The organism is Ectobacillus ponti, from assembly GCF_024294785.1.
Classification (GTDB): domain Bacteria; phylum Bacillota; class Bacilli; order Bacillales; family Bacillaceae_G; genus Ectobacillus; species Ectobacillus ponti.
The window spans coordinates 357,769-383,733 of record NZ_JANCLT010000003.1 but is presented as its reverse complement, the minus strand read 5'-3'; the positions used below and the strand labels follow the sequence as shown (position 1 = coordinate 383,733).

Annotated in this window: 30 protein-coding genes and 1 riboswitch; of the genes, 11 read left to right on the top strand and 19 right to left on the bottom strand. The window is 51.8% G+C overall.

Going from position 1 to position 25,965, the window contains the following annotated elements:
* Window positions 1-91: 91 nt before the first annotated feature.
* The 3 genes from NK662_RS08195 to NK662_RS08185 form a co-directional block, all read right to left on the bottom strand.
* On the bottom strand, window positions 92-1,786 hold the full coding sequence (locus NK662_RS08195) for a M3 family oligoendopeptidase (protein ID WP_254758536.1): 1,695 nt from the start codon (window positions 1,784-1,786) through the stop codon (window positions 92-94).
* A gap of 132 nt (window positions 1,787-1,918) precedes the next feature.
* The gene (locus NK662_RS08190; RefSeq protein ID WP_254758430.1) at window positions 1,919-2,362 is read right to left on the bottom strand and encodes a MarR family winged helix-turn-helix transcriptional regulator; all 444 of its coding nucleotides are present in this window, start codon (window positions 2,360-2,362) and stop codon (window positions 1,919-1,921) included.
* A gap of 113 nt (window positions 2,363-2,475) precedes the next feature.
* Window positions 2,476-2,763 (bottom strand): aspartyl-phosphate phosphatase Spo0E family protein, encoded by a 288-nt coding sequence (locus NK662_RS08185; protein WP_254758429.1) that lies wholly within the window; start codon window positions 2,761-2,763, stop codon window positions 2,476-2,478.
* 337 nt (window positions 2,764-3,100) lie between these two features.
* Between NK662_RS08185 and NK662_RS08180 the strand changes: the two genes are divergently transcribed.
* Entirely contained in the window at window positions 3,101-3,838 is a 738-nt protein-coding gene (locus tag NK662_RS08180; RefSeq protein WP_254758535.1) for a divergent polysaccharide deacetylase family protein, read from the top strand.
* 38 nt (window positions 3,839-3,876) lie between these two features.
* Here the strand turns inward: NK662_RS08180 and cbpA are convergent, their stop codons facing one another.
* Both cbpA and NK662_RS08170 read right to left on the bottom strand, forming a co-directional pair.
* The gene (cbpA, locus tag NK662_RS08175; protein WP_254758428.1) at window positions 3,877-4,503 is read right to left on the bottom strand and encodes a cyclic di-AMP binding protein CbpA; all 627 of its coding nucleotides are present in this window, start codon (window positions 4,501-4,503) and stop codon (window positions 3,877-3,879) included.
* A 152-nt stretch (window positions 4,504-4,655) separates the two neighbouring features.
* Complete coding sequence (locus NK662_RS08170; RefSeq protein ID WP_254758427.1) at window positions 4,656-5,285, bottom strand: class II aldolase/adducin family protein; 630 nt, start codon at window positions 5,283-5,285, stop codon at window positions 4,656-4,658.
* Window positions 5,286-5,790: 505 nt separating this feature from the next.
* On the opposite strand from NK662_RS08170, the gene NK662_RS08165 reads away from it, so the two are divergent.
* Window positions 5,791-7,563, top strand: a complete 1,773-nt coding sequence (locus tag NK662_RS08165) for a B12-binding domain-containing radical SAM protein (protein WP_254758426.1) — start codon at window positions 5,791-5,793, stop codon at window positions 7,561-7,563.
* A 49-nt stretch (window positions 7,564-7,612) separates the two neighbouring features.
* Window positions 7,613-7,831, top strand: a complete 219-nt coding sequence (locus NK662_RS08160; RefSeq protein ID WP_254758425.1) for an NINE protein — start codon at window positions 7,613-7,615, stop codon at window positions 7,829-7,831.
* Between the two features lie 38 nt (window positions 7,832-7,869).
* Here the strand turns inward: NK662_RS08160 and ykzP are convergent, their stop codons facing one another.
* A complete protein-coding gene (gene ykzP / locus NK662_RS08155; protein WP_254758424.1) occupies window positions 7,870-8,031 on the bottom strand; it encodes a protein YkzP in 162 nt (53 codons plus the stop codon).
* A 133-nt stretch (window positions 8,032-8,164) separates the two neighbouring features.
* Here ykzP and NK662_RS08150 point away from each other — a divergent pair, with 133 nt between their 5' ends.
* Window positions 8,165-8,518 (top strand): DUF3905 domain-containing protein, encoded by a 354-nt coding sequence (locus tag NK662_RS08150; protein WP_254758423.1) that lies wholly within the window; start codon window positions 8,165-8,167, stop codon window positions 8,516-8,518.
* A gap of 59 nt (window positions 8,519-8,577) precedes the next feature.
* Here the strand turns inward: NK662_RS08150 and phaC are convergent, their stop codons facing one another.
* The 3 genes from phaC to phaR all read right to left on the bottom strand — a co-directional run bounded on the left by phaC (window position 8,578) and on the right by phaR (window position 11,156).
* On the bottom strand, window positions 8,578-9,663 hold the full coding sequence (gene phaC, locus NK662_RS08145) for a class III poly(R)-hydroxyalkanoic acid synthase subunit PhaC (protein ID WP_254758422.1): 1,086 nt from the start codon (window positions 9,661-9,663) through the stop codon (window positions 8,578-8,580).
* Window positions 9,664-9,905: 242 nt separating this feature from the next.
* Window positions 9,906-10,649, bottom strand: coding sequence for an acetoacetyl-CoA reductase (phbB, locus tag NK662_RS08140; protein WP_254758421.1), 744 nt, complete (start codon window positions 10,647-10,649; stop codon window positions 9,906-9,908).
* 57 nt (window positions 10,650-10,706) lie between these two features.
* Entirely contained in the window at window positions 10,707-11,156 is a 450-nt protein-coding gene (gene phaR, locus NK662_RS08135; protein ID WP_254758420.1) for a polyhydroxyalkanoic acid synthase subunit PhaR, read from the bottom strand.
* Window positions 11,157-11,366: 210 nt separating this feature from the next.
* On the opposite strand from phaR, the gene phaQ reads away from it, so the two are divergent.
* The 7 genes from phaQ (at window position 11,367) to NK662_RS08100 (ending at window position 16,813) form a co-directional block, all read left to right on the top strand.
* Window positions 11,367-11,810, top strand: a complete 444-nt coding sequence (gene phaQ, locus NK662_RS08130) for a poly-beta-hydroxybutyrate-responsive repressor (RefSeq protein WP_254758419.1) — start codon at window positions 11,367-11,369, stop codon at window positions 11,808-11,810.
* A gap of 42 nt (window positions 11,811-11,852) precedes the next feature.
* Entirely contained in the window at window positions 11,853-12,377 is a 525-nt protein-coding gene (gene phaP, locus NK662_RS08125) for a polyhydroxyalkanoic acid inclusion protein PhaP (RefSeq protein WP_254758418.1), read from the top strand.
* A 92-nt stretch (window positions 12,378-12,469) separates the two neighbouring features.
* Window positions 12,470-12,919, top strand: coding sequence for a MaoC family dehydratase (locus tag NK662_RS08120; protein WP_254758417.1), 450 nt, complete (start codon window positions 12,470-12,472; stop codon window positions 12,917-12,919).
* Between the two features lie 121 nt (window positions 12,920-13,040).
* Window positions 13,041-13,226 carry an alpha/beta-type small acid-soluble spore protein gene (locus NK662_RS08115; RefSeq protein WP_254758416.1) on the top strand — a complete coding sequence of 62 codons (186 nt, stop codon included), beginning with the start codon at window positions 13,041-13,043 and terminating at the stop codon, window positions 13,224-13,226.
* A gap of 178 nt (window positions 13,227-13,404) precedes the next feature.
* Window positions 13,405-14,721, top strand: coding sequence for a TrkH family potassium uptake protein (locus tag NK662_RS08110; RefSeq protein WP_254758415.1), 1,317 nt, complete (start codon window positions 13,405-13,407; stop codon window positions 14,719-14,721).
* 72 nt (window positions 14,722-14,793) lie between these two features.
* Window positions 14,794-14,891: riboswitch (yybP-ykoY riboswitch) on the top strand.
* Between the two features lie 142 nt (window positions 14,892-15,033).
* Window positions 15,034-15,807 carry a TerC family protein gene (locus NK662_RS08105; protein ID WP_254758414.1) on the top strand — a complete coding sequence of 258 codons (774 nt, stop codon included), beginning with the start codon at window positions 15,034-15,036 and terminating at the stop codon, window positions 15,805-15,807.
* Window positions 15,808-15,997: 190 nt separating this feature from the next.
* On the top strand, window positions 15,998-16,813 hold the full coding sequence (locus NK662_RS08100; RefSeq protein WP_306470823.1) for a formate/nitrite transporter family protein: 816 nt from the start codon (window positions 15,998-16,000) through the stop codon (window positions 16,811-16,813).
* Window positions 16,814-16,829: 16 nt separating this feature from the next.
* Here NK662_RS08100 and NK662_RS08095 read toward each other — a convergent pair whose 3' ends face one another.
* From NK662_RS08095 to NK662_RS08050, 10 genes are all read right to left on the bottom strand, one after another.
* A complete protein-coding gene (locus tag NK662_RS08095) occupies window positions 16,830-17,501 on the bottom strand; it encodes a hypothetical protein (protein WP_254758413.1) in 672 nt (223 codons plus the stop codon).
* On the bottom strand, window positions 17,498-18,079 hold the full coding sequence (locus tag NK662_RS08090) for a hypothetical protein (protein ID WP_254758412.1): 582 nt from the start codon (window positions 18,077-18,079) through the stop codon (window positions 17,498-17,500). Before NK662_RS08090 ends, NK662_RS08095 begins: the two co-directional genes overlap by 4 nt.
* Before the next feature lie 3 nt (window positions 18,080-18,082).
* Window positions 18,083-19,042 (bottom strand): type IV pilus biogenesis protein PilM, encoded by a 960-nt coding sequence (gene pilM, locus NK662_RS08085; RefSeq protein ID WP_254758411.1) that lies wholly within the window; start codon window positions 19,040-19,042, stop codon window positions 18,083-18,085.
* A gap of 16 nt (window positions 19,043-19,058) precedes the next feature.
* Window positions 19,059-19,811, bottom strand: coding sequence for a prepilin peptidase (locus NK662_RS08080; protein ID WP_254758410.1), 753 nt, complete (start codon window positions 19,809-19,811; stop codon window positions 19,059-19,061).
* A gap of 105 nt (window positions 19,812-19,916) precedes the next feature.
* Window positions 19,917-20,339 carry a type IV pilin protein gene (locus tag NK662_RS08075; RefSeq protein WP_254758409.1) on the bottom strand — a complete coding sequence of 141 codons (423 nt, stop codon included), beginning with the start codon at window positions 20,337-20,339 and terminating at the stop codon, window positions 19,917-19,919.
* A 24-nt stretch (window positions 20,340-20,363) separates the two neighbouring features.
* Window positions 20,364-21,572 (bottom strand): type II secretion system F family protein, encoded by a 1,209-nt coding sequence (locus NK662_RS08070; protein WP_254758408.1) that lies wholly within the window; start codon window positions 21,570-21,572, stop codon window positions 20,364-20,366.
* Between the two features lie 21 nt (window positions 21,573-21,593).
* Window positions 21,594-22,619, bottom strand: a complete 1,026-nt coding sequence (locus tag NK662_RS08065; RefSeq protein ID WP_254758407.1) for a type IV pilus twitching motility protein PilT — start codon at window positions 22,617-22,619, stop codon at window positions 21,594-21,596.
* Window positions 22,620-22,629: 10 nt separating this feature from the next.
* Entirely contained in the window at window positions 22,630-24,279 is a 1,650-nt protein-coding gene (locus NK662_RS08060; RefSeq protein WP_254758406.1) for a GspE/PulE family protein, read from the bottom strand.
* 13 nt (window positions 24,280-24,292) lie between these two features.
* The gene (locus NK662_RS08055) at window positions 24,293-25,501 is read right to left on the bottom strand and encodes a VanW family protein (protein WP_254758405.1); all 1,209 of its coding nucleotides are present in this window, start codon (window positions 25,499-25,501) and stop codon (window positions 24,293-24,295) included.
* Entirely contained in the window at window positions 25,498-25,932 is a 435-nt protein-coding gene (locus NK662_RS08050) for a hypothetical protein (protein WP_254758404.1), read from the bottom strand. Before NK662_RS08050 ends, NK662_RS08055 begins: the two co-directional genes overlap by 4 nt.
* Between the last annotated feature and the right edge of the window lie 33 nt (window positions 25,933-25,965).

Genomic DNA, 25,965 nt, shown 5'->3' with positions numbered 1-25,965 from the left:
GGCCTGACCGGATGATGATAGTTCCTCACTTCATTATCACATATCATCATCCGGTGCAGCCTCAGCCTTTATGAACTTTCTTAGAATTTTCTTACAAATCAGAATCATCCACTTGATTAAGCCAAGCTTCAATTTCCCCAACAACGGATTCCACACAGCCATCCGCAAACGGTGAGCGCAGCCCCGCTGTTTCCACCAGCTGCAGGAAGGATTGGCTGCCGCCCTGGCGGCAAAGGTTCACGTAATCCAGCCAGGCCGCTTCACGGTCTTCGCGTGACCGCTTCCAGAATTGGAAGGCGCAAATCTGGGCCAGCGTGTAGTCAATGTAGTAGAAGGGAGAATTGTAGATATGGCCCTGGCGCTGCCAGAAGCCGCCGCTTTCCAGATAGGCATTGCCCTCATAATCACGGTGAGGCAAATACTTCTTCTCAATGCGGCGCCATGCCTGCTTGCGCTCGGCAGGCGTAGCTTCCGGATGTTCATATACAAAATGCTGGAACTCATCCACCGTCACGCCATACGGCAGGAACAGCAAGGCTGAACTTAAATGTGAAAAATAGTACTTTTCCGTATCTTCCTGGAAGAAATGCTCCATCCACGGCCAAGTGAAAAATTCCATGCTCATGGAGTGGATTTCACACGCCTCGTAGGTCGGCCAGTTATATTCCGGAATTTGGAAGGAACGGCTTTCGTATACCTGGAAGGCATGCCCCGCCTCATGTGTCAGGACATCAATGTCGCCGGAGGTGCCATTAAAGTTGGAGAAGATATATGGCGCTTTGTAGTTCGCAATATACGTGCAATACCCGCCGCCAGCCTTTCCCTTCTTCGCCACGAGATCCATCAGATTGTTATCGAGCATAAATTGGAAGAAGGTATTTGTTTCCGGAGACAGCTCGGCGTACATCTTCCGGCCATTTTCCACAATCCATTCCGGGTCGCCCTTTGGCACCGGGTTGCCGGATGGATATTCAAAGCCTTCATCGTAAAATTTCAGCGCTTCCACCCCGATGCGCTGCTGCTGGCGCTGGCGCAGCTTCGTCGCAATCGGTACGATATGGTCAAGCACCTGCTGGCGGAAGTTCGCCACCATGGCTGCGTTATAGTCTGTGCGGCACATCCGCATATACCCGAGCTCCACAAAATTATGGAAGCCAAGCTTTTTCGCAATAGCTGTGCGGATTTTGACAAGCTGGCCGTAAATGTCATCCAGCTCCGTTTCATGCTCAGCCAGGAAGCCGTAGTAAGCGGCACTGGCGCGGCGGCGCATCTCGCGGTCCGGATTCTCCATGAACGGCGCAAGCTGCGAAAGCGTGCGCTCTTCGCCTTCAAACTGAATCTTGGCGGAGGCCAGCAGCTTTGTATATTGTGAGGACAGCTTATTTTCCGCCTGCAAATCCTCAAGCACTGCATCCGAGTATGTACGCAGTTCGCATTCCGCCAGCGCAAACAGCTGCTTGCCGTACTTTTCCTCCAGTTCCCTTCGGAATGCGGAAGACACAAGCGCCTCATAGTACTTTGTTACATGCCCCTGCAGCACCGGGGCACTTTCATCAAAGAAGTCCTGCTCATCTCTGTAGAACTCATCATTTGTATTGATGGTATGGCGGATGTGGCAAACGTTTGCCATCGTATCAAAGCCATTGCGGATGCGGTTGATTTCCGCTATTGCCTCCTCTTGCTCCTGCAGCGTGGCTGCAGCAGAAAAGGCTGCGAGCGCCGCGGTAAACTGCTGTTCAAGCTGCTGCATATCCGGACGGACATACACATAATTCTCAAACGCCATTTTCTTCACCTCACGAATAAGTAATCGGTACATGCTACATATATTCCACAAGCTCCGCCTGTTTCCCTTGCTAAAGAAAAAAGCTTTGAGCAGGTCTCAAAGCATATGATCCGGGCTTGTCCGCGCAAACTCTCACTTCTGAGAATAACCGCTGATTTTTTTCAGAAGCTGCAGCAGCTCCTCCTTCTCTTCCTGGCTGAGCATATCCAGGGACGTATGAAGCAGCTCTTCATGCTGCGGAAAAATGGTCTCCATCAGCTCTTGTCCGGACGCTGTCAGGCTGGCAAAAATCACGCGCCGGTCACGCTGGCACGGTTTACGGACAACAAGCTGTTTTTTCTCCAGCTTATCAATGACATACGTAATGCTGCCGCTGGCCAGCAGGATTTTCTCGCCAATCTGCTGCAGCGGCTGTTCTCCTTTATGAAACAGCAATTCCAGCACACCGAACTCGGTCGGGTTTAAGCCGTATCCCTGTACGGATTCATTGGAAATGTCCATCACACGGCGGTATGCACGGGACAATGCAATAACTACCTTGAGCGACAAGGCTTTTTCTTGGCTTGATGCATCCATCCTCTGCTCACCCTTTACGCAAATAGTATCTTGAAGCAGAGATATTATACCGGAAGCAATTGGAAAGTGTCAATGCCTCTTGCTATGTATCTACTATCTTCCATAGTAAGCCTTTACCCGATCATGCTTGCTGCAACTACGGCCAGCACAGCCTTTGTAAGAAAGCGTCTGGTGCGCCGCCAGGAAGAGTAACGGCGAAGGGCATGAGAATAGAAAGGCTGGTCAGTTGCCTCTTTGCACCTTTGATATTCGACAATCAGCAAATCGAGCTCCTGGCTGGCCTGAATTGTTTCAGCGCTTGCCAGTCCATTTTGCATCCCGATCTGAATCATTTCCTCCCGCTTTTGTTTGATGTCTAACAACAGCTTGTCCACCATATGCTTTCTTTTTGACTGGAACATCTCAATCCCCCTCATTTTTCCTTCTTCCTATACTCTGCTTTATATGAACTGTGCTTATGTCATTTTCCATCGAATTTACAAATTCTCAATCTCACCTTGAGAATTATTACAAATTATTCTATCTTTGTAAATACATTCGCAATAATAGACATTTTTTTTGTTGTATTTTTTCTATACGCCGCGAAATCATGCGGTTTCTGACCGTTCCGCCAACGGACGCATCAGATAATTCGACGGAGTTCGCGCGTAATTTTCCGCGATCTGACACAACATAGCTATAGGTAAAACTTTATGAAACGGGTGTGAAACCATGAAAAAGCTCGCTTCCCTATGTTGTATGGCCGCCTTGCTGTTTGCTGCCGCCCCCCAGGCTGCCGCTGTGGAAAAGCATAAGGTTGCCATTATTATTGATGACTTCGGCAACAACATGAAAGGCACCGGCCATATGCTGTCGCTCCCGATCCCTCTTACAATTGCGGTCATGCCGTTCTTGCCAAGCTCGCGCCAGGATGCAACAGCCGCCCATGAGAAGGGCCATGAGGTCATTATCCATATGCCGATGGAGCCGCTCCGGGGCAAACGGAGCTGGCTTGGCCCAAATGCCATCACAACAGACCTCAGCGATGAGGAAATCCGCAGACGGGTGGAAATGGCGATCAAGGAAGTCCCCTATGCCATTGGCATGAATAATCATATGGGCTCTAAAGCAACCGCAGATGAACGCATCATGCGGATTGTGCTTTCTGTGTGCAAGGAGTATGGGTTGTTCTATCTGGACAGTAAAACAAACCCGCACAGCGTGGTGCCCAAAATCGCCCGCGAATTGGATGTTCCGGTCATTGAGAACGAAATGTTCTTCGATGATGTGTACACCTCTGCCCACGTAACGCGGCAGGCTTCTCTGCTGCTGAAGCGGATGCAGGAGGAGAAAACCATGATTATCATCGGCCACGTCGGGCCGCCGGGAGAAATTACCGCCAGCGTCATCCAGTCCCATATTCCGCAGTTGAAGGAAGCTGGCGAAATTGTATTTGTTTCCGACTTGCTGGCCCCCAAGCCTTTCTTTCTGCCATAGACAGAGAAGGGGAGCCCCCGAGGGCTCCCCTTCTCTTCTTACATGCGGTCCACCCGGCTGACCCGGAAGTCCCGCTTTTCCAGCTTGGCAATCAGCTGCTTCATCTCCGCTTCGTCCAAATTGTCCGTAATGTTCAGGATGATGCGTCTGACATATTTATCGCCGTTATCGAGCGTCATCAAGCCGCCAATGTTGTAATTCTTCAACGCATTGCCAAGGTCTTTAATCGTGCCTTTATGCTCGTGTGTGGCGATCGTCAGCGTATAACCGCCTGTATTCATCCCGAAGGAATCCTCCATGACATCAAATACATTGGCGTGGGTCAAAATGCCGACAAACTCATGCTGGTCATTCAGGACCGCAAGGAAGGGCAGCCTGCGAATCGTGTAGAAGGCCCGAAAGAAGGAGTCCCGCTCAAACACATAGGCCTGGCTGTCTTCAACAAGATGAGCCGCCAAGTCCCCCCTGCTGCCGCTTTTTTCGTACAGGTGCTCCAATATGTCCACCTTGTAGATCAGCCCGGCAAAGGACCGCCCATCCCCCTGCAGCACCGGAATGGCACGATAGCCGCTTTGATTCATAACCTCCAAAGCATGTGCAACGGTGTCGCTTTCCCTGCAGCACACCACGTCCTGTGTCGGAACAAAATGATATTTTACCCGCATCCCCAGACCTCCCATAAGTTACAGCATGCCACTATATATAGTAGCCCGCCTGCTGCTTTATGCCGGCCAGTTCCGATTTAAAACGCTTACATTTCATTTTTGGTGAACGGGAAACACTCTCCGGGCATCCGCCCAAGGAGTGTTCAGGATCCTCACATCACAGAGCTCTGCGCTCCCTTAATCATCAGGAGCTTTACATGATAGTTCATTAAGTATTCAAGGCCTTCCAGCCATTTCTTTGTATCCTCCGGCGATTCCGCCCAGACGATCAGACCCTGGTTATGGACAAGCACAGCCCCGCGTTCTGCCGTAAATGCCGTGGATCCGCTCTCCAGCAATGCCACCAGCTCTTGTTCAGTTTCCACGATAGGAACTGTAATGGTTTCAATGCCTTCACGGCCAAATACACGCCCGACATGCTTCTGTTCAAATGTCACCTGTCCATGCTCTGCATGCAGCTCTGCGACCAAATGACTGTCAACCGTCTGCACCTGCAGCACTGTATCCGCATTTGTCTTCTTATAAATATCCGCATGCATCGGTGCTTCCGACGCAGGCAATTCATCTCCCTGGAACACAGGCTCGCAAGCTGCGTTGACAACGATAAAATCATCCTCTACGAACAAGCCCTTATCCTTTCCCTCGACGTTGATCAGAAAGGTGAGCGGCTGGTTGGAGACGCGCATTGACAAGCTGATTTTCGTCCCGTAAAACCAATCGCGCAACCCAAGCTCCATCTTAATATTGCGCAGTTCCTTCCATTTTCTTAAAAACAACAACATTGGTTTCACCCCCATGTAAATTTCGTATCCCTGCTCATGCTGCAGATCGTTGGCGTGTATATGAACGTTCCACATTATCAATTTTTTGATAATTCTTACAATTTACTAGAATTATCCCATGGGAGTGTCGCTTTGTCAATAACTTCCTCAGCATTTATACATGTATTTCCAATTTGATTTCCTGCTGTAATATTTGTCATTTTCTTGACTTATTCAGCTGCAGCAGCTGCTGCTTCTCCTGCTCCGAAATGATATGGAGCTTCTCCAGCAGATGGGCGTACAGTTCTACTTTTCCTTGTATTCGATTGCTCATGGCCTGTCTCCTTCTTTCCTGTTTAAAACTTTTTTGCTCTTGCTGTATAATATGAACACAGCGCCAAAAAGTTGCGCAAAAGAAACATTTTTACTTTGTGGCAAATGCTTCTTCCATTGTCTTTTCCACCAAGTATGCCTATACTAGGAAAGTGTCTATCCTAATAGAAAACAAGAACAGAGGTTTGAATAGATGAAAGCAATCGTCAGTACGTTAAATGCAAAGTACATTCATACAAACTTGGCCATCCGCTATCTGAAGGCATATGCGGCCCCTGAGTTCGACCTGGAAATGGCGGAATATACGATTAAAGACCCCGCTATGAATATCGTAACGGACTTGCATCGGCGCAAGCCCGATGTCATAGGCTTCAGCTGCTATATCTGGAACATCGAAGAGACCATCCAGGTCGCCAGCATGCTGAAGAAAATCAACCCGGATCTGATCCTCTTCGCCGGCGGCCCGGAAGTCAGCTATGATACAAAATATTGGCTCCAGCGCGTGCCGGAATTTGATTTCATTATTATGGGCGAAGGAGAAGCAGCGGTAAAGAACCTGCTGTTTGCGATTCAAAACCGCCAAAATTATGAGGAATTGGACGGCATCGCCTTTATGAAGGAGGATGGCACCTTCGTCATCAAGCCGCAGCGCGAAAAGCTGGATTTGAAGACCATTCCGTCCCCGTACCGCTTTCCGGAAGACATCCCGCACCTCGGCAAACGCATCACCTATATTGAAACGAGCCGCGGCTGTCCGTTCAGCTGTCAATTCTGCCTGTCTTCTATTGAAGTGGGTGTCCGTTACTTTGACCGGGAACGTATTAAGGAGGATATCCGCTTCCTTATGCAAAATGGCGCCAGAGTCATCAAGTTTGTGGACCGGACCTTCAACATCAGCCGCAGCTACGCCATGGAAATGTTCCGGTTCCTCATTGATGAGCATTTGCCCGGCACGGTGTTCCAGTTTGAAATTACAGCCGACATTATGCGGCCTGAGGTCATTGAGTTCCTGAATCAGGAGGCGCCGCCGGGGCTGTTCCGCTTTGAAATCGGCGTGCAGTCCACGAATGACCGGACCAATGAGCTTGTCATGCGCAAGCAAAACTTTGAAAAGCTGACGCGCACCGTGACCATGGTGAAGGACGGCGGTAAAATCGACCAGCATCTGGACTTGATTGCCGGCCTGCCGGAGGAGGACTATGATACCTTTAAGAATACCTTCAACGATGTGTTCGCGCTTCGGCCGGAGGAGCTGCAGCTTGGCTTCCTTAAGCTGCTGCGCGGCACCGGCCTGCGCATCCGGGCCAAGGACCACGGCTATGTCTATATGGACCATGCGCCTTATGAGATGCTGTCCAACAATATTCTTTCCTTTGATGATATTGTGCGGATCAAGCAGGTGGAGGACGTGCTGGAGAAATACTGGAACGCGCACCGCATGGATTACACGCTGGAGTACCTGGTCACACATATTTTCGCAACACCCTTTGATTTCTTCCAGGAGTTTGGCGCCTATTGGGACGAGCGCGGCTGGGTGCGCATCGGCCACCAGCTTGAGGACTTATTTAAGCGACTGTATGAGTTCCTCCAGCATCAGCAGGTGCCGCAGCTGGAAATCATAAAAGGGCTCATGAAGGTGGACTACCTGCACAACCACAAGTACCGTCCGCGCAAGCCTTGGTGGGATGACGTATTAACAAAAGAGACATTGGCGCCGTACTACGCGGCAATCTTGGAGAAGCCGGCACTGCTGGGTGAAGATTTCGCCGCGCTGCGCCTCGCAGATAAGGAAATCCATAAGCACACTGTACTGGAGGAGCTTCCGTTTGACATCGGCAGCCTTCTGGCCGGCCAAGAGGTGCGGCCGCTTCCGTCCCTGCTGCTGGCCTATTTTAATCCGAAAACGCTGCAGTGCGAGCTGTACAGCGCACCGAAGGAACAGCTGCCGGCCGTTGTCCGGCAGTAACGTTCTGTTCGTCTCCCTTCCCGCATAGAGTAAGGGAGGAGGTGATAGGATGAGTGTATCAGAACGCAAGTCGTTCGGTCTGGCTCTTCTGATTTGGTTCTTTCTCGGCGGCATTGGCGGCCACCGTATTTATGTAAAAGAGAAAATCAGCATCATCCTATGGTACTGGCTTGTCTGCCTCATTACCTTCGGCATCATCTGGCTCATCGATTTGTTTTTGCTGAAGGGCTGGATTGACAAGGCCAACCGGGCGCATGCTGTTTACTGAAGAAAGGAGTGTACCCCCGTACACTCCTTTCTTTGTATTTAAGAAGAAGAATTTTTGCGTCCTTTTTTGGAGTTGCGGTTGGCGTACTTCGCTGTATCCTCGTTCTCAAACTCCATTGCCATTTCGCCCTCCGGCAGGCTTTCCTTCGGTGTCTTATTATGGTTGGTTGCTGCCTGATACGCTACCTTGCGCTTTACCATGTAACATCCCTCGCTTATAAAAGTTGTCCCTCCTAGTATGTGACAGTGCTCCGCTGTCATAAGCGGTAATTTTTAACGCGATAGGAGCAGCGGCAGTGGCAATACTAAGGAAAAAAAGAGGAGGCCGACACCCATGAAAGAAAAGGACCCTGCATCCCCAATTTTGGATGAAACTTTGCCGCATCAAGCACATTTCCCTTCCTTTAAGGGAACGGGCATTGAAATGCAGCCGCCATTTGTTAACGACTATGGCGTTGTCATCGGAGACAGCCTGTACAGCTCGGAGAACAGCCCCCTGAACCATTGGAGCGATGAGGTGCCGCCGGAAATCATGGCAGGCGACCAATGGGTGCATCCGACAAACGACATCGGCTGGACCTCCGGCGAAAATCAGGAGCTGCTGGAGGAAAAGCGGGGAGAACGGGAGCGCGAGGATGGCCATGAAGCGGATATCTTCATGCACCCGCACTTTGGCATTAACGACTGACACAGATTCCTGATGTATCAAGAAAAGAAGGCTGGCCCACTCAGGCCAGCCTTCTTCCATTAATGCGATCTCTTCTCAAGCCAGTCGCCGATTGTCGGATATGTTGTCTTCACGGCAGTCGGACCATATACGATGGACATGTGGCCTGTCGGGATGCAAACATATTCCTTATCTGTGCTGGACACACGGTCCATCAGTGCTTCCACCTGGCAAGGCGCCGCGATATGGTCACGGGAAGCGGAAATGTTCAGCATGTTGGCGCGGATGTCGGACAGATTCACCTGACGGCCGCGGATAGTAAGCTCACCTTTGACCAGCTTGTTCTTCTGATAGAACTCCCCAATCCATTGGCGGTAGGCTTCGCCCGGGAATTGAATGCCGTCGCCCACCCACTTTTGCACGAGCTTCCAGCTCTCTACGAAACGCTGATTGTCCGAGCGGTCCACCAGCGTGACGTACGGCCCGAAGAAGTTGGTGATCGGCTTCAGCATCTTGTTGCCAAAGTCAATCATTTCCGGCGGAATATTGCCGAGTGTATCGACAGCCTTATCCAGATTGAAATACCGCTCATCCAGGAATTTGCCGTATAAGCCGGTTTCCGAGAAATCAAACGGGCTCGTCAGGAAAATCAGATTGCGGATCGGCATGTTCGGGTGCAGCGCCGCATAGATGGATGTCAGTGTGCCGCCCATGCAGTAGCCAAGCAGAGAGATGTCCTCTGATTTAGAATGGCGCAGCACCTTCTTCACTGCTTTGGCAATGTAGTCGAATACGATGTCATCAAACTTCAGATGGCTGTCTTCCGGCCCGAACTCGCCCCAATCCAGCATATACACATCAAAGCCGCGGCCCACCAAATACTCGACCAGGCTGTTGCCCGGGGTGAGGTCCATAATATACGGCTTGTTGATGAGGGCATAGATAAGCAGCAGCGGCACACGGTGCGTCTGCTCTTTCTTTGGCACATACCGGTACAGCTTCGCCTTGTTCTTCGTCCAAATGACTTCCTTTGGCGTCTGCCCCACCTGCGGATCTGGCTCGCGCCACAGCACCTCGCCCGCCTTCTTTGCCCGGCTATAGGCATTGCGATATTCTTCCGGATAGAAATTCAGTGTTTTTTCCCATTCCTTCCACATTGTTGCCATTGAACAGCCCCCTTTGTATTGTCCAGCCAAACTGCCCTGTCTGCGGGCCAATCAGGCCGGTTCCGCTTTTCTTCTGTCCAGCTGCACCGGCCGGCTCACTGCCAGGGAGGACCCGGCCCCATAAAAGGCAGACAACGCCTTTTAGAGTCCGGAACCTCCCTTCGGTGAGCTGAACGAGCCGGTTCCGCTTTTCTATAAAAAGAAGTGCATTCCCTCAGGTTTGCACTTCCTTGCTTGAGACATTACATGTATAAGCCGCCGTTGATGTTCAGCTGCTGACCGGTGATGTACGCACCGTCACGGCACAGGTACAGCACGCCGCGCGCGATTTCATCAGGTGAGCCAAGGCGTTTTTTAGGGATTTTTGCTACGATGCCATCCAGCACGTTTGCCGGAATTTCTGCGACCATTTCTGTATTGATAAAGCCCGGGCAAATCGCGTTGACTGTTACATTTGTTTTTGCTAATTCGAGAGCCAATGATTTGGTGAAGCCGATCATGCCGGCTTTTGCTGCAGAGTAGTTGGTTTGGCCAAAGCCGCCGGCCTGACCAATAATGGAAGAAATATTGATAATGCGGCCGCCTTCAGATTCCAGTATGTAAGGAAGCACCGCACTTGCTGTGTTGTACACGCTGCTCAGATTCACATCGATTACCTTATCCCAGTCCTCGCGGCTCAGCTTCTTGAAGCTGCGGTCACGTGTGATGCCGGCATTGTTGATCAGGAAGTCGACTTTGCCAAAGCGCTGTACGGTTTCTTCCACAAGGCGCTTTGCATCCTCCGGCACAGAAACATCCGCCTGTACTGCATATGCTTCATATCCTTCAGCTGCCAGCTTGGCAACAAGCTCTTCTGCCGCCTGGGCACTGCTGTTGTAGTTGATGACCACCTTTACGCCTTCATGAGCAAGCGCTGCTGTAATCGATTCCCCAATTCCTTTTGCGCCGCCTGTTACGATTGCTACTCTGCCTTCTAATTGAATCATTTCTTGCTCCCCCTTAAATTAGATATGTGCAACAATGCATGTATAGAAGTAAAAAGCTTATTGCTTTTCTTCCCGCGTTTGCAATCCTTGGAGCAGTTCTTGTTGTTTTGTCAGGTGTTCCAGAATTTGATCAACCTTCGCTTCGAGTGCGCGCAGGTCATTCTTTACCTTGGCCAGGTCGCGTTTTGCCGCCGGCGATGCCTCCAGGGCCTCCACGCGCTCCTCAAGGAATTCCTCAATGTTATCCACTTTGTTTTCCACATTGACGACAAGGGACGCGACCCGGGCGATATCGTCCTGTGTCGGCATGTTGACCTTCTCCAAATATCCCTTCGTCAGGTCATTCATCATCTTCTGGTAAAACAGGTTCAAATCCAGCACGCCGCCCATCCAGGCGGAATACTCTTCGGAGTTCAGCGTCTCATTCAATGTTTTGCCCCAGAACTTTTCAGTTTGGTCGTACACTTCCTTCCACGCCTTCAACGGATCGAACTTCTGATCGATCATCCTCTCCCACACCCCTTTTTTTTACAAGTTTGAAAATCTATTCAATTCCACTTATATTTTCCCTCATTTCTCATTACATGACAAGTTCTATTTTAATTTTCTGATTTTTTGTTGACGGCTTGTGCAGATAGGTGTAAATTACAGGTATAAGAAAATTTTCCCATAATATACTGAAGTATACCTGTTATATGAACGAGGTGATGGACCCATATGACAAAACATGATCCGGAACAATTGTTTGAAGCATCGCAGACGCGCCCAGCCAGCTCCATGCCCAAAAACTTCCTGGTCCCCTTCCTGCTTCTTTGTCTCAAGGACTGGAGCCTTCACGGCTATAAGCTCATTCAAATGCTGATGGATATCGGCTTCTCTTCCATTGACCAAGGCAATGTGTACCGGACACTGCGGAAGCTCGAAAAGGAAAAGCTGATCTCTTCGACCTGGGATACGAGTGAAGGCGGCCCCGCCAAGCGCATCTATTCCCTCACCGAGTATGGAGAGCAGTATTTAACGTCCTGCGCTTCTTCCTTTGAGCAGTATCAGAACATGCTCCGCACTTTTTTCAATCTCTACACAAGTGCATTCTTCTCATTCACCGGCACCCAAGACACCAGCAGACAGAAGAAATCTTCATCAGGTGACGCTGCAGAATAATCTGCATTCACAATACGCGAAAATTTATTTGGAGGTCTAGCCATGGAAATGAAACCGTACGAACTCGTTGATGCATTCTGGAAGAACTGGGGGCAGTCCCTGTCCATGATGTCATCTGCCGGCAAACAAATGGAGCAAATGACAATGGAAGCGCTGAAGCAGCAGCAGGAAACACTGCACAAGGTTGTGGAAGGAATGCAGACTATGGAGCAGGAATTTAAGCGCTATATGGCGCAGGCAAGCACACAATACGTGGACTACATGAAGCAGCTGACAGGCGGACAGTTCGTGCCGCAGCTGGAGGAATGGCAAAGCAAGTGGAATGAACTTCTTCAGCAAATGCAGCAATTCTCCACTTCTCCGACGAAAACGTCTCTTTCCCTGCTCTCCCAGACAAGCGAGCAGCTGGAGGAAGCGCTGAAGCAGGTTGTGCAGCAGCAGCAACAGCAGCGTGAAGAGCTGCAGGGCCAAATGACGTCCTTCCTGCATGAGCTGAAAGCCATGCAGCTGGATTTGGCAAAGCGCTTCGAGGAAAATTCCAAAGCGGTATTTGCACCAATGAAATAACAAAAATAGGGCTCTTCCTCCCAGTGGTACTCGTCTGTTGCCGGCAACGCATCCTTGACTGCTCTCATTTTTGACACATAAAGGAGGATGTCATGAATCTTTTTAAAGAAGCGGAATTCGTCCCTGAGCTATCGTATGATCAAATCCAAGTGGGGGATCAGGCTTCTCTGACAAAAACGATTACAGACGCAGACATTCTAGCATTCGCACAACTCACTGGCGATGTGAACCCTATTCACTTGCTTGATTCATTCGCCGAGACAACGATGTTTCAAGAACGCATTGCGCACGGCATGCTGGTGGCCGGCTATATTTCCACAGTGCTCGGCACAAAGCTGCCCGGCCGCAACACCATCTATCTGTCGCAAAACCTTTCCTTTAAGGCACCCGTGAAAATTGGCGACACGCTCACCGTAGTGGCTGAGGTTGTCAAGAAACGGGATGACAAGAAAATTTTGACGATGCAGACAAATGTCTACAATCAGCATAACAAGCTGGTGGTGGAAGGCACAGCGGCCATTATGAAGCTGGAGCAGTCTTAGACTGCTCTTTTTTCACATTTTTCCCCTCCCTGCCCTATTACTTCCGAGTATGCGGCTTTCAAAATCACATACGATATAAGTACCGGCTTGCAGCCGGAATGCAGAAAAGGGGGTCATTTTCATGGCTAGAACCAATAAATTAGTTGTTCCCGGCGCTGAACAGATGCTGGAGCAATTCAAATATGAAATTGCACAGGAGTTTGGCGTACAGCTTGGCTCTGACACAGCAGCCCGTGCAAACGGCTCTGTCGGCGGCGAAGTAACAAAGCGTCTTGTGGCACTTGCGCAACAGCAGCTCCGCGGCTAAACTGACATATAATGGCGTTAAGGGCAGAGCTCCTCTGCCCTTTTTATTATGAGCCGCCCCGCTACATAATGGGATGGCATGTTCAACCGCTTTCCCACATTGTGCGTCCATGTTCTTCCCCTGTGGTCGTGCACATACTACAAGCAGTGTATTGTAAAAGAAAGGTGTCGTGGTTCCTATGAAATGGATGAGCATTCAAATGAGTCCGCCGCGGTTTCTTGTTCTGGCTGTGTTGGCTTTCGTGATTCTTGGCACATGTTTACTTAAGCTGCCGTTTGCCGCTACAACACCCATTACCTGGGTGGATGCCCTCTTCACCACCACGTCTGCATTCACCCTGACCGGGCTTGGTGTTGTGGATACCGGCACGACATTCACACTATTTGGCCAATTGGTGCTCCTTGGCTTGATTGAAATCAGCGGGCTCGGGATTATGAGCTTTGCAGTGCTTGTGTTCATCATGCTGGGAAAGAAAATCGGCCTGCAAAACCGCATTCTGCTCCAGCAATCCTTAAATCAAACAAGTGTGGGCGGCATCGTCCGGCTGGCGCGTTCTATTTTTGTGTTCGCCATCGTGACGCAGGGCATTGCATTTCTTGTTCTATGTCTGACTTGGGTGCCGCAATACGGCTGGCAGAAGGGGATGTACTTCAGCTTCTTCCACACCATTTCCGCCTTCAATAACGCCGGGTTCTCTGTTTGGCCGGATAATCTGATGCGGCATGCCGGCAATCCCGTTGTGAATCTTGTGATCACCTCTCTCATCATCATTGGCGGCCTCGGCTTCACCGTAGTGCTTGAAGTGTGGCGGAAACGAAGCTTTTCCAAGCTCAGCCTGCATTCCAAGCTCATGCTTACAGCCACCCTGGCAGTGAATGTGCTTGCCACACTGATTATTTTCGGCCTGGAGTTCCATGGCAAGGCAGTGGCGCACCTTGGCACCTTTGACCAATGGATGGCCGCTTACTTTCAAGCCATCACAACACGTACGGCAGGCTTCAATACAGTGGACATGGGTCTGCTGACGGAACCGACCCTGCTGTTTATGGTGCTGCTGATGTTTATCGGGGCAGGCAGCGCCTCCACCGGCGGGGGGATTAAGCTGACCACCTTCCTGGTCATGCTGTTTGGCGTAGTGAAATATTTGCGGGAGGAAGAAGACATTGTCCTGTTCAGGAAATCCATTAAAGACAGCACGATTGTCAAAGCGCTGGCAATCGCGCTTGTTTCACTGGTATTTGTATGCGTAACAGTGCTGGCGCTCAGCGTCATTGAGCATGCGCCTGTCTTGACCTGCCTGGTGGAGATTGTTTCCGCATTCGGAACAGTGGGGCTTACAAGAAACTTCTCTCCCGGCATGAGTGACGCTGGGAAGCTGCTCGTGACATTTATGATGTTCTTTGGCAAAGTCGGCCCGCTTACCCTTATGTTCACGCTTGCCAAGAAAGGGCAGACACGCATCAAGTATCCGGCTGAGGATGTACTGACAGGCTGATCGGAAAAATTCAGATGCGTGTTGCGAATTGTTTGACAATCATTTTTCTCATTCATATACTAAAGGTAGATGAATAACTCCAAAGGGGAGTAGCGTCAGGATCCATCCTGAAACAAAGTCGTCATTCCATGGAACATGTTCCATCGGCTTTGTTGGCATGCCATATGCTCAGCAAGACCTTTGCCGCACCAACGGCAGAGGTCTTTTTTGTTGCCAATTTCCTCCGCCGTTAGTCCGCTCCGTCACGGAAAAGCTAAGCGGGGGGAGAGTATTCTTCGTAATCTATACTGCACAGCAGAGAGGAGAATGAATATGGATGCAGCACTTTTATTGGAATATGGCTGGGTGCTTCTCATTTTAATTGCACTTGAAGGAATTTTGGCGGCAGATAATGCGCTCGTGCTCGCGATCATGGTGAAGCATTTGCCGGAGGAAAAACGGAAAAAAGCGCTGTTCTATGGTCTTGCCGGAGCCTTCATCTTCCGCTTCGGTTCCCTGTTTCTCATTTCGTTTCTTGTGGACGTTTGGCAGGTGCAGGCGCTTGGGGCATTGTATCTGATCTTTATCGCGGCCAGCCATATTTTTAAAAAGTATGTCCGGAACAAGGGCAATCATGCCCATACGAACAAAGACATCAAAAAAGACAGCTTCTGGACGACGGTCATTAAGGTCGAGCTTGCCGACATCGCATTTGCCATTGACTCCATTCTGGCAGCTGTTGCTTTGGCTGTAACCTTGCCTGAAACAAATTTGGGCACCATAGGCGGCTTGGATGCCGGCCAGTTCACCATCATTCTGCTTGGCGGCATCATCGGTCTCGTCATTATGCGTTTTGCAGCCAACCAGTTTGTAAGCCTGCTGGAGCGCAAGCCGGGCTTGGAAACCGCAGCCTTCCTGATTGTCGGCTGGGTCGGTGTCAAGCTGGCGGTGTATGCCATGGCCCACCCAAGCCTGCACATCATCTCCCATGATTTTGCCCACTCCGGCCTCTGGAAGGGAATGTTCTGGGTTATTCTGCTCGGCATTGGAGCCGGCGGCTGGTTCCTGTCAAAGGAAAAGAAACATACAGAAAACGAAGCGCTGTGAATCACAGCGCTTTTTTGATTGTGGGCGGCCAGCGTGCATTTTATTCTGTTTGCCGGATATTTTTTCGGATTTGATGGATGCTGCGAAAGCGCTTTTGTTGATAAATTTGTGAAATTTTTCACAAATTTATTGCCGCACAGCTGGAACGGGCGTAATGTAGTATACATTCTGGTACAAGGAAGTGGATGAAATGGAACAGGATATGCAATATGTGGTACAGCTGGCCTTGAAAAAGAAACAAATTCTGGACAAGGCGCCGCTGCAGTATATGATACGTGCGGCATTGGCGGGACTCTACATCGGATTTGTCATTGTTGTATGCTTTAAGGCCGGAGAGTTTTTCCGCGCCGCCCATTCTCCCGCAGCCTATGTCGTTGCGGCAGCTCTATTCGGAATAGCCCTTATTCTCATTATGTACGGCGATGCTGAATTGTTTACCGGGAACACGATGTATTTTACAGTGGCAATGATGCGCCGGGCGGCCACGCCTGCCGATACTCTGCGAAACTGGGCGGCCTGCTATGGAGGCAACACAATCGGGGCGCTTCTCTTTGCCTGCTTGTTCTATGCCACCGGTATATTCGAGCATATTGGCAAGGATCATTTGCTGAACGAAGTGACAGCAGTGAAAATGAATGCCTCCACTCTCCACCTGTTTTTCAAGGCAGTGCTTTGCAACTGGCTTGTCTGCCTCGCCTGCTTCCTGCCTTCACGGGTAAAAGGAGACGGGGCCAAAATCACACTGATGCTGCTGCTCGTTTTTGTCTTCTTCTTATCCGGCTACGAGCACAGCATTGCCAACCTGGCTCTGTTCTCTATTGCCCTGCTGCACCCGCATCCAGACACAGTGTCTCTTGCCGGCGCGCTGCATAACCTTGTACCTGTCACACTTGGGAATATTGCGGGCGGTTCCCTGTTTGTCGGCATGGTCTATCAATACCTGAGCCTGCCGCTTTGCAAGCAGACAAAGGAGGAGAAAATGCTGCTGGCGCCGCAGGCAAAATAGCCTGCTAAAGCCGCTGCTACTGGCACAGCTGCGGCTTTAGCGGGTTTGTCCGATTTTTGCACAAAGGAGGACGGTCAATGCCTGTGGACAGTTCGTCCGCATTCGGAAGGTTGGATACATAATAAGCGGACACAACCACACTGCAGGTATAAGGCGGGCGCTTTACACCGGCGGCCAGAATTTCCTCTCTGCCTTGAAACGTGATGCCATGAATGGCCGACATGCGCATCAGGCCTTCAATGCCCGTAAGAAACGCCTGCAGCTGCTCATATACATCATAGCGCACGTCAATGGCCCAGGTAAGCGGAACAACCGCAGGCGCGGCAGCGGCTTTTGTGCTCTGCTGGGGAGAAGCCGTGCCGCCTGCATTTTGCAGGGCTGCTGACAGGATGGTCACCCCGGAAGCAGCCTCTGCCGCCGCCAAGTCCAGCACATACTGTTCAGGCAGCGGATGTGCCGGTATTTGCCGGAGCAGCATGCTTCTCTCCGCCGGCGCTGCCGGAGCATCCGCGCTGTTTTTCTTGCGCGCGGCAGATGCCTGATAGATTTTCAGCTCCTGCCGCAGCTCCGCCTGCTGCTGGCGCATCGGCTCAAATATGCCAAACTGCAGGTACAGCACAGCCAATGCGGCTATGAGGAACACAAGCAGCAGCAGGAGCTGCTGCCATCTGGAAAACTGAACGCTCATGCACCCTCCTCCTGTTCCAGCAGCTTCGCCTTTGCCATATCAATCGTTGCTTCGTAGTGGGCGACATAGCGGGGAAGGCCCGCCAGCGCTGCAGCTGCCGCTTGTACGTCCACCGCGCGCAGAGAGGACAGATTCAAGCTCTGAATCCACTCCTGCTCCGCCAGCCGGCTGTAAAAGTACGCGGCATCCCGTTTCTCATCAAAGCGGACTTCTATGATGAACGTCCCCGGCTCCTGATAACTGAAGCTTTGAAACACGCCGCGTTCCGGCAGGAAGCTCGTCAGCTTCTTTAACATCGGCACAGTTTTCACTCTCGCATCTCCCACTGTCTGCACAGCCTGCCTCAGCTGCGCATCAACGGATGAAGCTGCCTGATTTGCCGCGCTCTGCTGCTCTGCCGCAACCTTGGCGGCCAGCACCTGCTTCTGCAGCTCTTCTGTCTCCTGCTGCAGCACATGCCATTGCCAATATCCCCAGACCGCAGCAGCGACAAACGGAAGAAGCACCAGAAGCAAAACGGTGGTCCAAGAGGAAAAGCGCCGCTCCCGCTTTGGCAGTAAATTGATGCGTATCGCCATGGATCACCCTCCTCCATAAGCAAGCCCAAGCGCCGGATAATATTTGACCGCCAGCGCCTCCCCGCCCAAGTCCTGGACGGGATATTGCATCTGCTGCACCTGAAGAGTGAAGCGCCCCTGTATGGACGCCGCGATATGCGGCAGCATCGGATGGTCACCTGTGACCAGCAGGCTGGTGATGGTTCCGTTTCCGGCCGTGAAGGAGTACTGATAGAAATGCAGGATCCGGTCAAGCTCCTCGAGCACTTCGTCCATTGCCCGCATCACCGCCCCTTCATCCAAAATGACAATTCCCTCTGCTGTCACTTCTGCCATGTTCTCTGCCAGCAGCGTCTCGTGCTGCATAAATACAGGATATCCTTCATGAAAAATGGTGACGGTGGCATGAAATACATCCAGCTTCAGCAGCAGCAGCTCCTGCTTTTTAACTGCCTGCCCCATGTCCTCATGCAGCTGGTACAGCGCAAGCGCTGCGATGTCCGCCCCGGCTGGATGAAGCTTGGCACGCTCCAGTGCATTCGCAAAGGACTGAACAGCTTCCTCCGGGGCTGCAAAAATAATGAGCTCGCGCTTGCCCTCCTTCTCCCCGGTCAACGTAAAGTCGAAGGTCGGATTATCAAATGGAAGATGAATGCTTCGGCCAAGCTCCAAATAGATGTATCCGCGCATCTCTTCATCCGTGATATCATTGGGAATCAGCTGTCGCCGCACCGCCACGTAGGTATCCGGCACAAGAAACTTCACCTTATGGTGCCGGATGCCCCAATGCTCCGCGCTGCTTCGTAAAATGGTTTCAAAGGCCCGTTTGTCCTGGATGACTCCGTTTCTCACAATGCCCGGAGGCAGGTAGACCTCTCCTGCCATGACAGGAGCAGAAAGGCGCTTAGGCGCCACATAGCGAATGACATAATCCCGAAACTCCATATATGCCGTTTTTCTTGATGCAAACCGAAGTGCCATCATAACAAGTCCTCTCTGCTTACTCCAAAAGTGATAAATAGATTGCGATGAGGTCCGGACCGAAGAAATAAGCAGCCAGCGTGCCGGCCGCGATGGACGGGGCAAATGGTATCGGCTTGCCCCGTTGCACCCGTCCGCCTATCATGCCGGCCAGCCCGGCAATGGTTCCAAAGAAGGCCGCCAGCAGGAAGGACAGCAGCACAAGCTTGACGCCAAGCACAAAGCCCAGCAAAGCAAACAATTTGATATCGCCGCCGCCCATGCCTCCCTTGCTGGCCCATGCGATACAAAACAACAAAGCAAAAGCGGCCGCTGCCCCGGCAAGGCTGTCCCACCATGGTTGAAGCGGCAGAAGCAGCCGCTCCAGCAGAAAAATCGGAAAGAAGCTTATCAGTAGTTTGTTCGGAATGAGCATATATGATAAGTCTGAAATCGTCACAATGATCAGCAATGAGATCATTGTCCAGACAACCCATACCTCCCCGGCCAGCCCCCATCTCCAAAAAGCGGCCATGAACAGAAGTCCTGTGAGCAGTTCCATTGCGGCATACCGCGGCGAAATGCGCGCGCGGCACGAGCGGCACCGCCCCTTTTGCCACATATACGACAGCACAGGAACGAGCTCGCGGGCCGCCAGCGTATGCCGGCAGGCCGGACAGGCGGAGCGCGGCCTTACAATGGATTGACCAATCGGCACACGCAGGCCCACCACGTTATAAAATGAGCCCAGCACAAGTCCGACAACAAAAATATACAAGTAGACAAACAGCATGCTCTCTCCATCCTTCTCCCTTTTGTATGTATAAAAAAAGGGCACTGAAAAGGACTGCTGTCCTCTCCCGTACCCTGTAGTCTGTGAAAATATACCGGATGTTATTTATTGGGCCGCTGAAATTGTATGCGTTGTTTTATAGTTCGCATCGTCTCTAATGTTTTGGATTGAGGCATTATTGAAGGTCAGCTGAATCTTGCCCGCTGTGACGTTGGATGCAGAGATAGTAAAGGTCTTGCCATCAGCACCCACTGTTACTGTGTAAGTGGAAATTTTGGAATCAGAAACATAATCGCCCATGTCAGTGTTGGAAATGGTTCCGCTTGCCGGCACGCCATTATCCGCCACGTATGTTTTTGCCGCATTCAAAATCTGCATGGCATCGGCTTTCACCGCATTCACATTTGACTTTTGAATCACGTTTGCAATGGCCGGAATCGCAATGGCCGCCACGATGCCCAAAATCACAATAACAGCCAGCAACTCAATCAAAGTCAAGCCCTTTTCGTTTCTCAGAAGCTTTCTCATGCTGTACGTTCTCTCCCTTTTGAATCAATTTATAGAATTATACAATTTAAACAATGGAACCATGATAGCCAAGACAATCGTTCCGACTACGGCTGCCAAAAACACAACCATCACCGGTTCAATCAAGGACTTGAATGTATCCGCCGCGCTGTCCACCTCTGCTTCATAAAAGTCGGCAATCTTTGCGAGCATGGCATCAAGCGAGCCTGTCTCTTCCCCGACCGCGATCATGTTGGACACAAGCGGCGGAAACAGCTTGTCCTCTTTCAGTGGCTGCGACAGCGGCAGGCCGTTCTGCAGAGATTCCCTGGCACGCTGCAAAGAGCGTGCGGCCGCTTCATTATTCACCGTATCCTCCACGATGGCCAATGCCTGCAAAATCGGCACAGAGCTGGCGATCAGCGAGCCCAGCGTCCTTGTGAGCTGGGCAATCATGCTTTTGCTCCACAACGCTCCGATCAGAGGCATGTTCAGTATAGCATAATCCCAATAGTACTTACTACCTTTATGGCGAACTACAAACAGATGAACTATATATAAAAATAATAGTAAAATTACAAAAATCCACCAGTAGGAAACCATCCAATCACTGGACGACATTACAAATTTCGTGATGGCCGGCAGCTCTGTGTTATTTTGCTTGAACATGGCCACAAAAGTAGGCACAACACGCGTCAACAGAAAGATGACAACCGCCACCGCGATGATGCCCACAGCCGCAGGATACGCCATTGCCGAGGAAATCTTCTGCCGGATGCGCATCTGCTTTTCATAATAATCCGCCATGCGCTCCACCGCTTCATCCAGCTGGCCGGACGTTTCGCCGGCCCGCACCATGCTGATGAACATGCGCGAAAACAACCGCTTATGGGCGCTGTAAGCACCGGATAAGGTATGGCCGGAGCGCAAATCATCCTCAATTCCCTCAAGTGTGCGCCTGAGCACCTTGCTTTCTGTCTGGGCTGCCAGAATGCGAGTTGCCTCGACAACGGTAATGCCGGCCTTCAGCAGCGCTGAGAATTGGCGCAGATATACGACGAAATCCTTCAGCTTCAGCGGGCTGCCAATGGCAATTTCCTTGTTCCACCACGTCTCCGCTGCCTCTGTCACCTCAAGCACACGCAGCTGCCGGTCCCGCAGCTTCTCATACGCTTCCCGCTTGGAAGCGGCAATAATTTTGGCCGTTTCCTTTTTCCCTGTCTTCGTCCGGACCGTATACTGAAATTGCGGCATATCAATTTCCTCCTTTCGCGATCATACGTACTGCGCCGCTGCAGATGCAGACACAATGCCCTTTGCCGTCAGCTCGCGCAGCGACATCTGCATCGTATGCATCCCCTGGTCGCGGCCGGCCATCATCACGCTCGGCAGCTGCTCCAGCTTGCCGCTGCGGATGAGACTGGACGCTGCTGTATTGTTATACAGAATTTCCGTTGCGGCAATTCTCCCCCTGCCGTCTGCCCGCGGAAACAGACGCTGCGCCACCGCTGCCGTCAAAATATTGGCCAGCTGCACACGCACCTTGTTCTGCTGGTCGCCAGGGAATACATCAACAATTCGCTCCACCGTAGCCGCCGCACTGGAGGTGTGCAGGGTTGCCAGCACGAGATGCCCTGTCTCTGCGGCTGTCAGCGCGGTGCTGATGGTTTCCAAATCACGCATTTCTCCGACTAAAATGACATCCGGATCCTGCCGCAGCGCCGCCCGCAGGCCGCTTGCAAAGCTTCCCGTATCCTTGCCGACCTCCCGCTGCTGAATTAAGGAGCGGCGGTGCTCATATACGTATTCAATGGGATCCTCCAGTGTAATGATATGCTTGCGCATCGTTTCATTGATGTGCTGCACCATGGCAGCAAGTGTTGTCGATTTTCCGCTGCCGGTCGGCCCCGTCACAAGCACGAGCCCGTGCGGCTTGGCAGCGAAGGCTTTCAGCACCGGCGGCAGCAGCAGCTGATCAAAGGCCGGCACAGAAACCGGAATGACCCGTACAGCAAGAGACAGGCTGCCGCGCTGTCGGTATAAATTGAAACGAAAACGCGAGGTGCCGGGCAGCTCAAATGAGAAATCCACCTCGCCCCGTTCCCTCAGGATGTGCTGCTCCCGCTCCGACAAAATGGCTTCTGCCATCGCGCGAATTTCTTCTCTTCCCAGAGCGGGCTCCGGCAGCGGATGAAGCTCCCCGAACACACGCAGCACAGGGGACAGCCCCTCTGTTAGATGCAAATCTGACGCCTGCAGGCTGCAGGCTGTCCGCAAAAGCTCATGCAGCTTCTCCTTCATGCCATCCCTCCTACTCTGTTGCCACACCAAGTACTTCCTCTGTTGTCGTATAGCCCTGCTTCACCTTCAAAAGACCATCATCAAGCAGGAAAATCGTCTGATTGCGGAGCGCGATTTCGCGCATGGCCGCAAAATCCGCACGGTCGGCAATTGCCTGGCTCATCTCGCGGTCAATCAGGAGAACCTCCTGAATGGCAATACGCCCCTTATATCCGGTCATATTGCAGGTTGGACATCCCTTGCCACGCTGTACCTTCTCAATGCTCAGGCCGTGCCCAGCGAAAATTTCCTTCTCCCGCTTTGTTGCCTCATGCTCCTCTCCGCAATCCCGGCACACGCGCCGCACCAGACGCTGCGATACAATGCCCGTCAAAGAAGAGGCAAGCAGAAATGGCTCCACGCCCATGTCAATCAGCCGTGTGACTGTGCCGATTGAGTTATTTGTATGAAGCGTACTGAGCACAAGGTGCCCCGTCAAAGAAGCACGTATGGCAATTTCCGCTGTTTCCTTATCCCGGATTTCCCCGATCATAATTATGTTCGGGTCCTGGCGCAAAATGGAGCGGAGCCCTGCCGCAAAAGTCATTCCCGTGTTGGCATTGACCTGGATTTGATTCACGCCCTCCAGCTGATACTCCACCGGATCTTCAATCGTGATGATATTGACATCCTCATTGTTCAGCCGGTTTAAAGCCGCGTAGAGCGTGGAGGATTTCCCGCTCCCTGTCGGCCCCGTGATCAGCACGATGCCATGCGGATTTTGAATGCTCTGCAGAAACCGCTGCAGGTTCACCGCGTTGAAGCCAAGCTTCGTTACATCATTCAGGGAGTTGCCCAAATCAAGCAGGCGGATTACAATCTTCTCGCCAAAAATGGTCGGCAGCGAGGAAATCCGCAAATCAATTTGGTGAAAATCATGCTGATACTTCATCCGCCCGTCCTGGGGCACACGCTGCTCTGTAATATCCATGTTCGCCATAATTTTGATCCGTGCCGTCAGCATGCCCTGCATGGACTTTGGCAGCACACGCTCTGTGTGAAGGCGTCCGTCCACACGGTAGCGCACCACTATTTTTGTTTCCTGCGGGTCGATATGGATATCGCTGGCCTTTTGTGTGATGGCATGCTGCAGAATCTGGCTCACCAGCCGCACAGCCGGCGAATCTTCTTCCTGCACAAGCTCAACCGGCTCGCTGGCTGTGTCCGCCCCCCAGCCCTCGAAGGACTCCTGCAAATCGTAATGATGGTTAATCGCCCGGATGATGTCATCCTTCATCGCAATCAGCGGTTCAATCTGAAACCCGGTGGACAAGCGCAAATCATTAATGGCCAAATAATCCATCGGATCCGCCATGGCAACATACAGCTTATCTCCCTGCTTTTTCAGCGGCACAAGCAAATTGCGCTTCGCGGTCTCTTTTGAAATCAGATGGAACAAGGAGTCATCAAAGGGATAGCGGTACAGACTGACATGCGGAATGCCAAGCTGCAGCTCCAGCACTTCAATCAGCTTCTGCTCCGTGATGTAGCCGTTCTGCAGCAGGGCGTCACCGAGCTTCTGTGACGAGGCCTTGTCTCTTAAGGCTTGCTGCAGCTGTTCCTCTGTAATGAGCCCCTCCTCAATAAGCAGGTCGCCCAGTCGTTTTCGTTGCAGCTTCATTCCTGTTCCCTCCCTATTTCGTTGCTGTGGCGGAAGCGGCAGGCGCTTGTGTCTGCCCTGCAGCAGTCACTGCGGCCGCGGCAGCGACTGCTGTAACATCCTGTATGGCCTGCACCGGCAGATAGGCATCCTCCGCAATCCGTTCTTTCCCGAGCAGCGCACCGTTTCCGTTATAGATTTCGCGGTATACCTCCACTTTTCTGCCGTCTGCCCCTTTTCGTTCCACCGAGACTGCATCATGCTCCTCATTTGGCACAGCCACCTGCACAAGGGTCCCCCGCGGCAGCAACGTGATCTCGCTGCGGTCGATGGCATAGCGGTATGGAAGCGGCATCCCCTGCAGAACAGCTGTCATGGTGCCGCCCTGCAAAGACAGCTGGAGCGTATAATCTGTTTCATTCGGATTGGCAAATACAAAATCTGTCCGCCCGTCCCCCACGCGCGCCTCTGTGCCAAGCTGGGCGTATGCTGGAAGTATAGTGCTGATCCCGCGCTCCTGGACCTGCAGGTTCGTTGGTAAAATAGTTTGGTACAGCAGCGTTGCCACAAAGCTGAGCGCCTTGTCATCCAGCTTGGAGCCCTTCGCCAAGCTGAGCAAGGAAACCGTGCCGTGCGCCGGGACTGTAACCGTTCCATGCCCGCCCAGCCACTGCTGCAGCGGTGCGCCGTATGGGCCGGCGCCCGAAACGCTGCTTTCGGCTACAGCTGTGACAGCCTCCTTCTGATTCATATAGGAAAGCAAATGAAACGTTTTTGTTTGCTGAAGCTGTGCTGCGGCACTCTGTAAATCCTGCTGCAGCTGCTGAACATTCAAGTGCTGCACAACCTCCGGCTGCAGCTGTTCCCCCAGCAGCAGCTGCAGTTTGTCCAGCTGCAGCGATACAGCAGCGGGCACATTCACGCCATTTCGGATGCGCGCCGTGCTCTTGGCGCTGTCAAATGCAAAGATGGCTGCCGGAACCGCAATGCGCGCCGTGCTGTATTGCAGATAGAGCTTCGCGTCCGCCTTCCACGCTTCTTCCTTCTGTGACAGCTTTTGTTCCGCCTGCTCTCTTATAAGTCCCGCTACATCCACAGAACCAATTGCCGTCCCTGCTGCATAGCCATCGCTTGTCTGAAACAGCGACGACGCAACGGACCTTACGCTGTACTGCACAGTAAAAATGATAAGAGCCGCACAGGCAACAATTCCGAATAACCAAAGCGGATGACGCTTTTTCATTGCGGCCCCTCCTCTCTTTGCTCTGCATAATGCCGTTGAAACAGCTCCTCCAAGTATGAGTGCTCAGCTTCCGTGTCCTTCTGCAGCACCTCTTCTTCATCAGATTCAAAAGCTGCGGCTTCCTCTGCCGTGTGTTCTTCCGGCTTGTCTGTCTCCCACTCCAACGCCAGCTCTTCTTCCTCCTCCGCAAACAGCCACTCTGCCTTTTGCTGCAGCAAATACGTCATGCACAGAGCCAGAAGCAAAATCAGCAGCAGACCCTGCCACATCGGAAATACCACTTCAGAAAATAAAAGCAGCAGAACAAGGACACCAGAAAACAACGCAATCACGACTATGCCGGCCTGGGACAGGCGCAGCCATCTATTCAATATAAACAGCAGTGGAATCACAAGGAACAAGCCCATTAAAGTTGGAAAAACATACCCCATACTGCCACCTCTTCTATTCACATGATTTGTAGT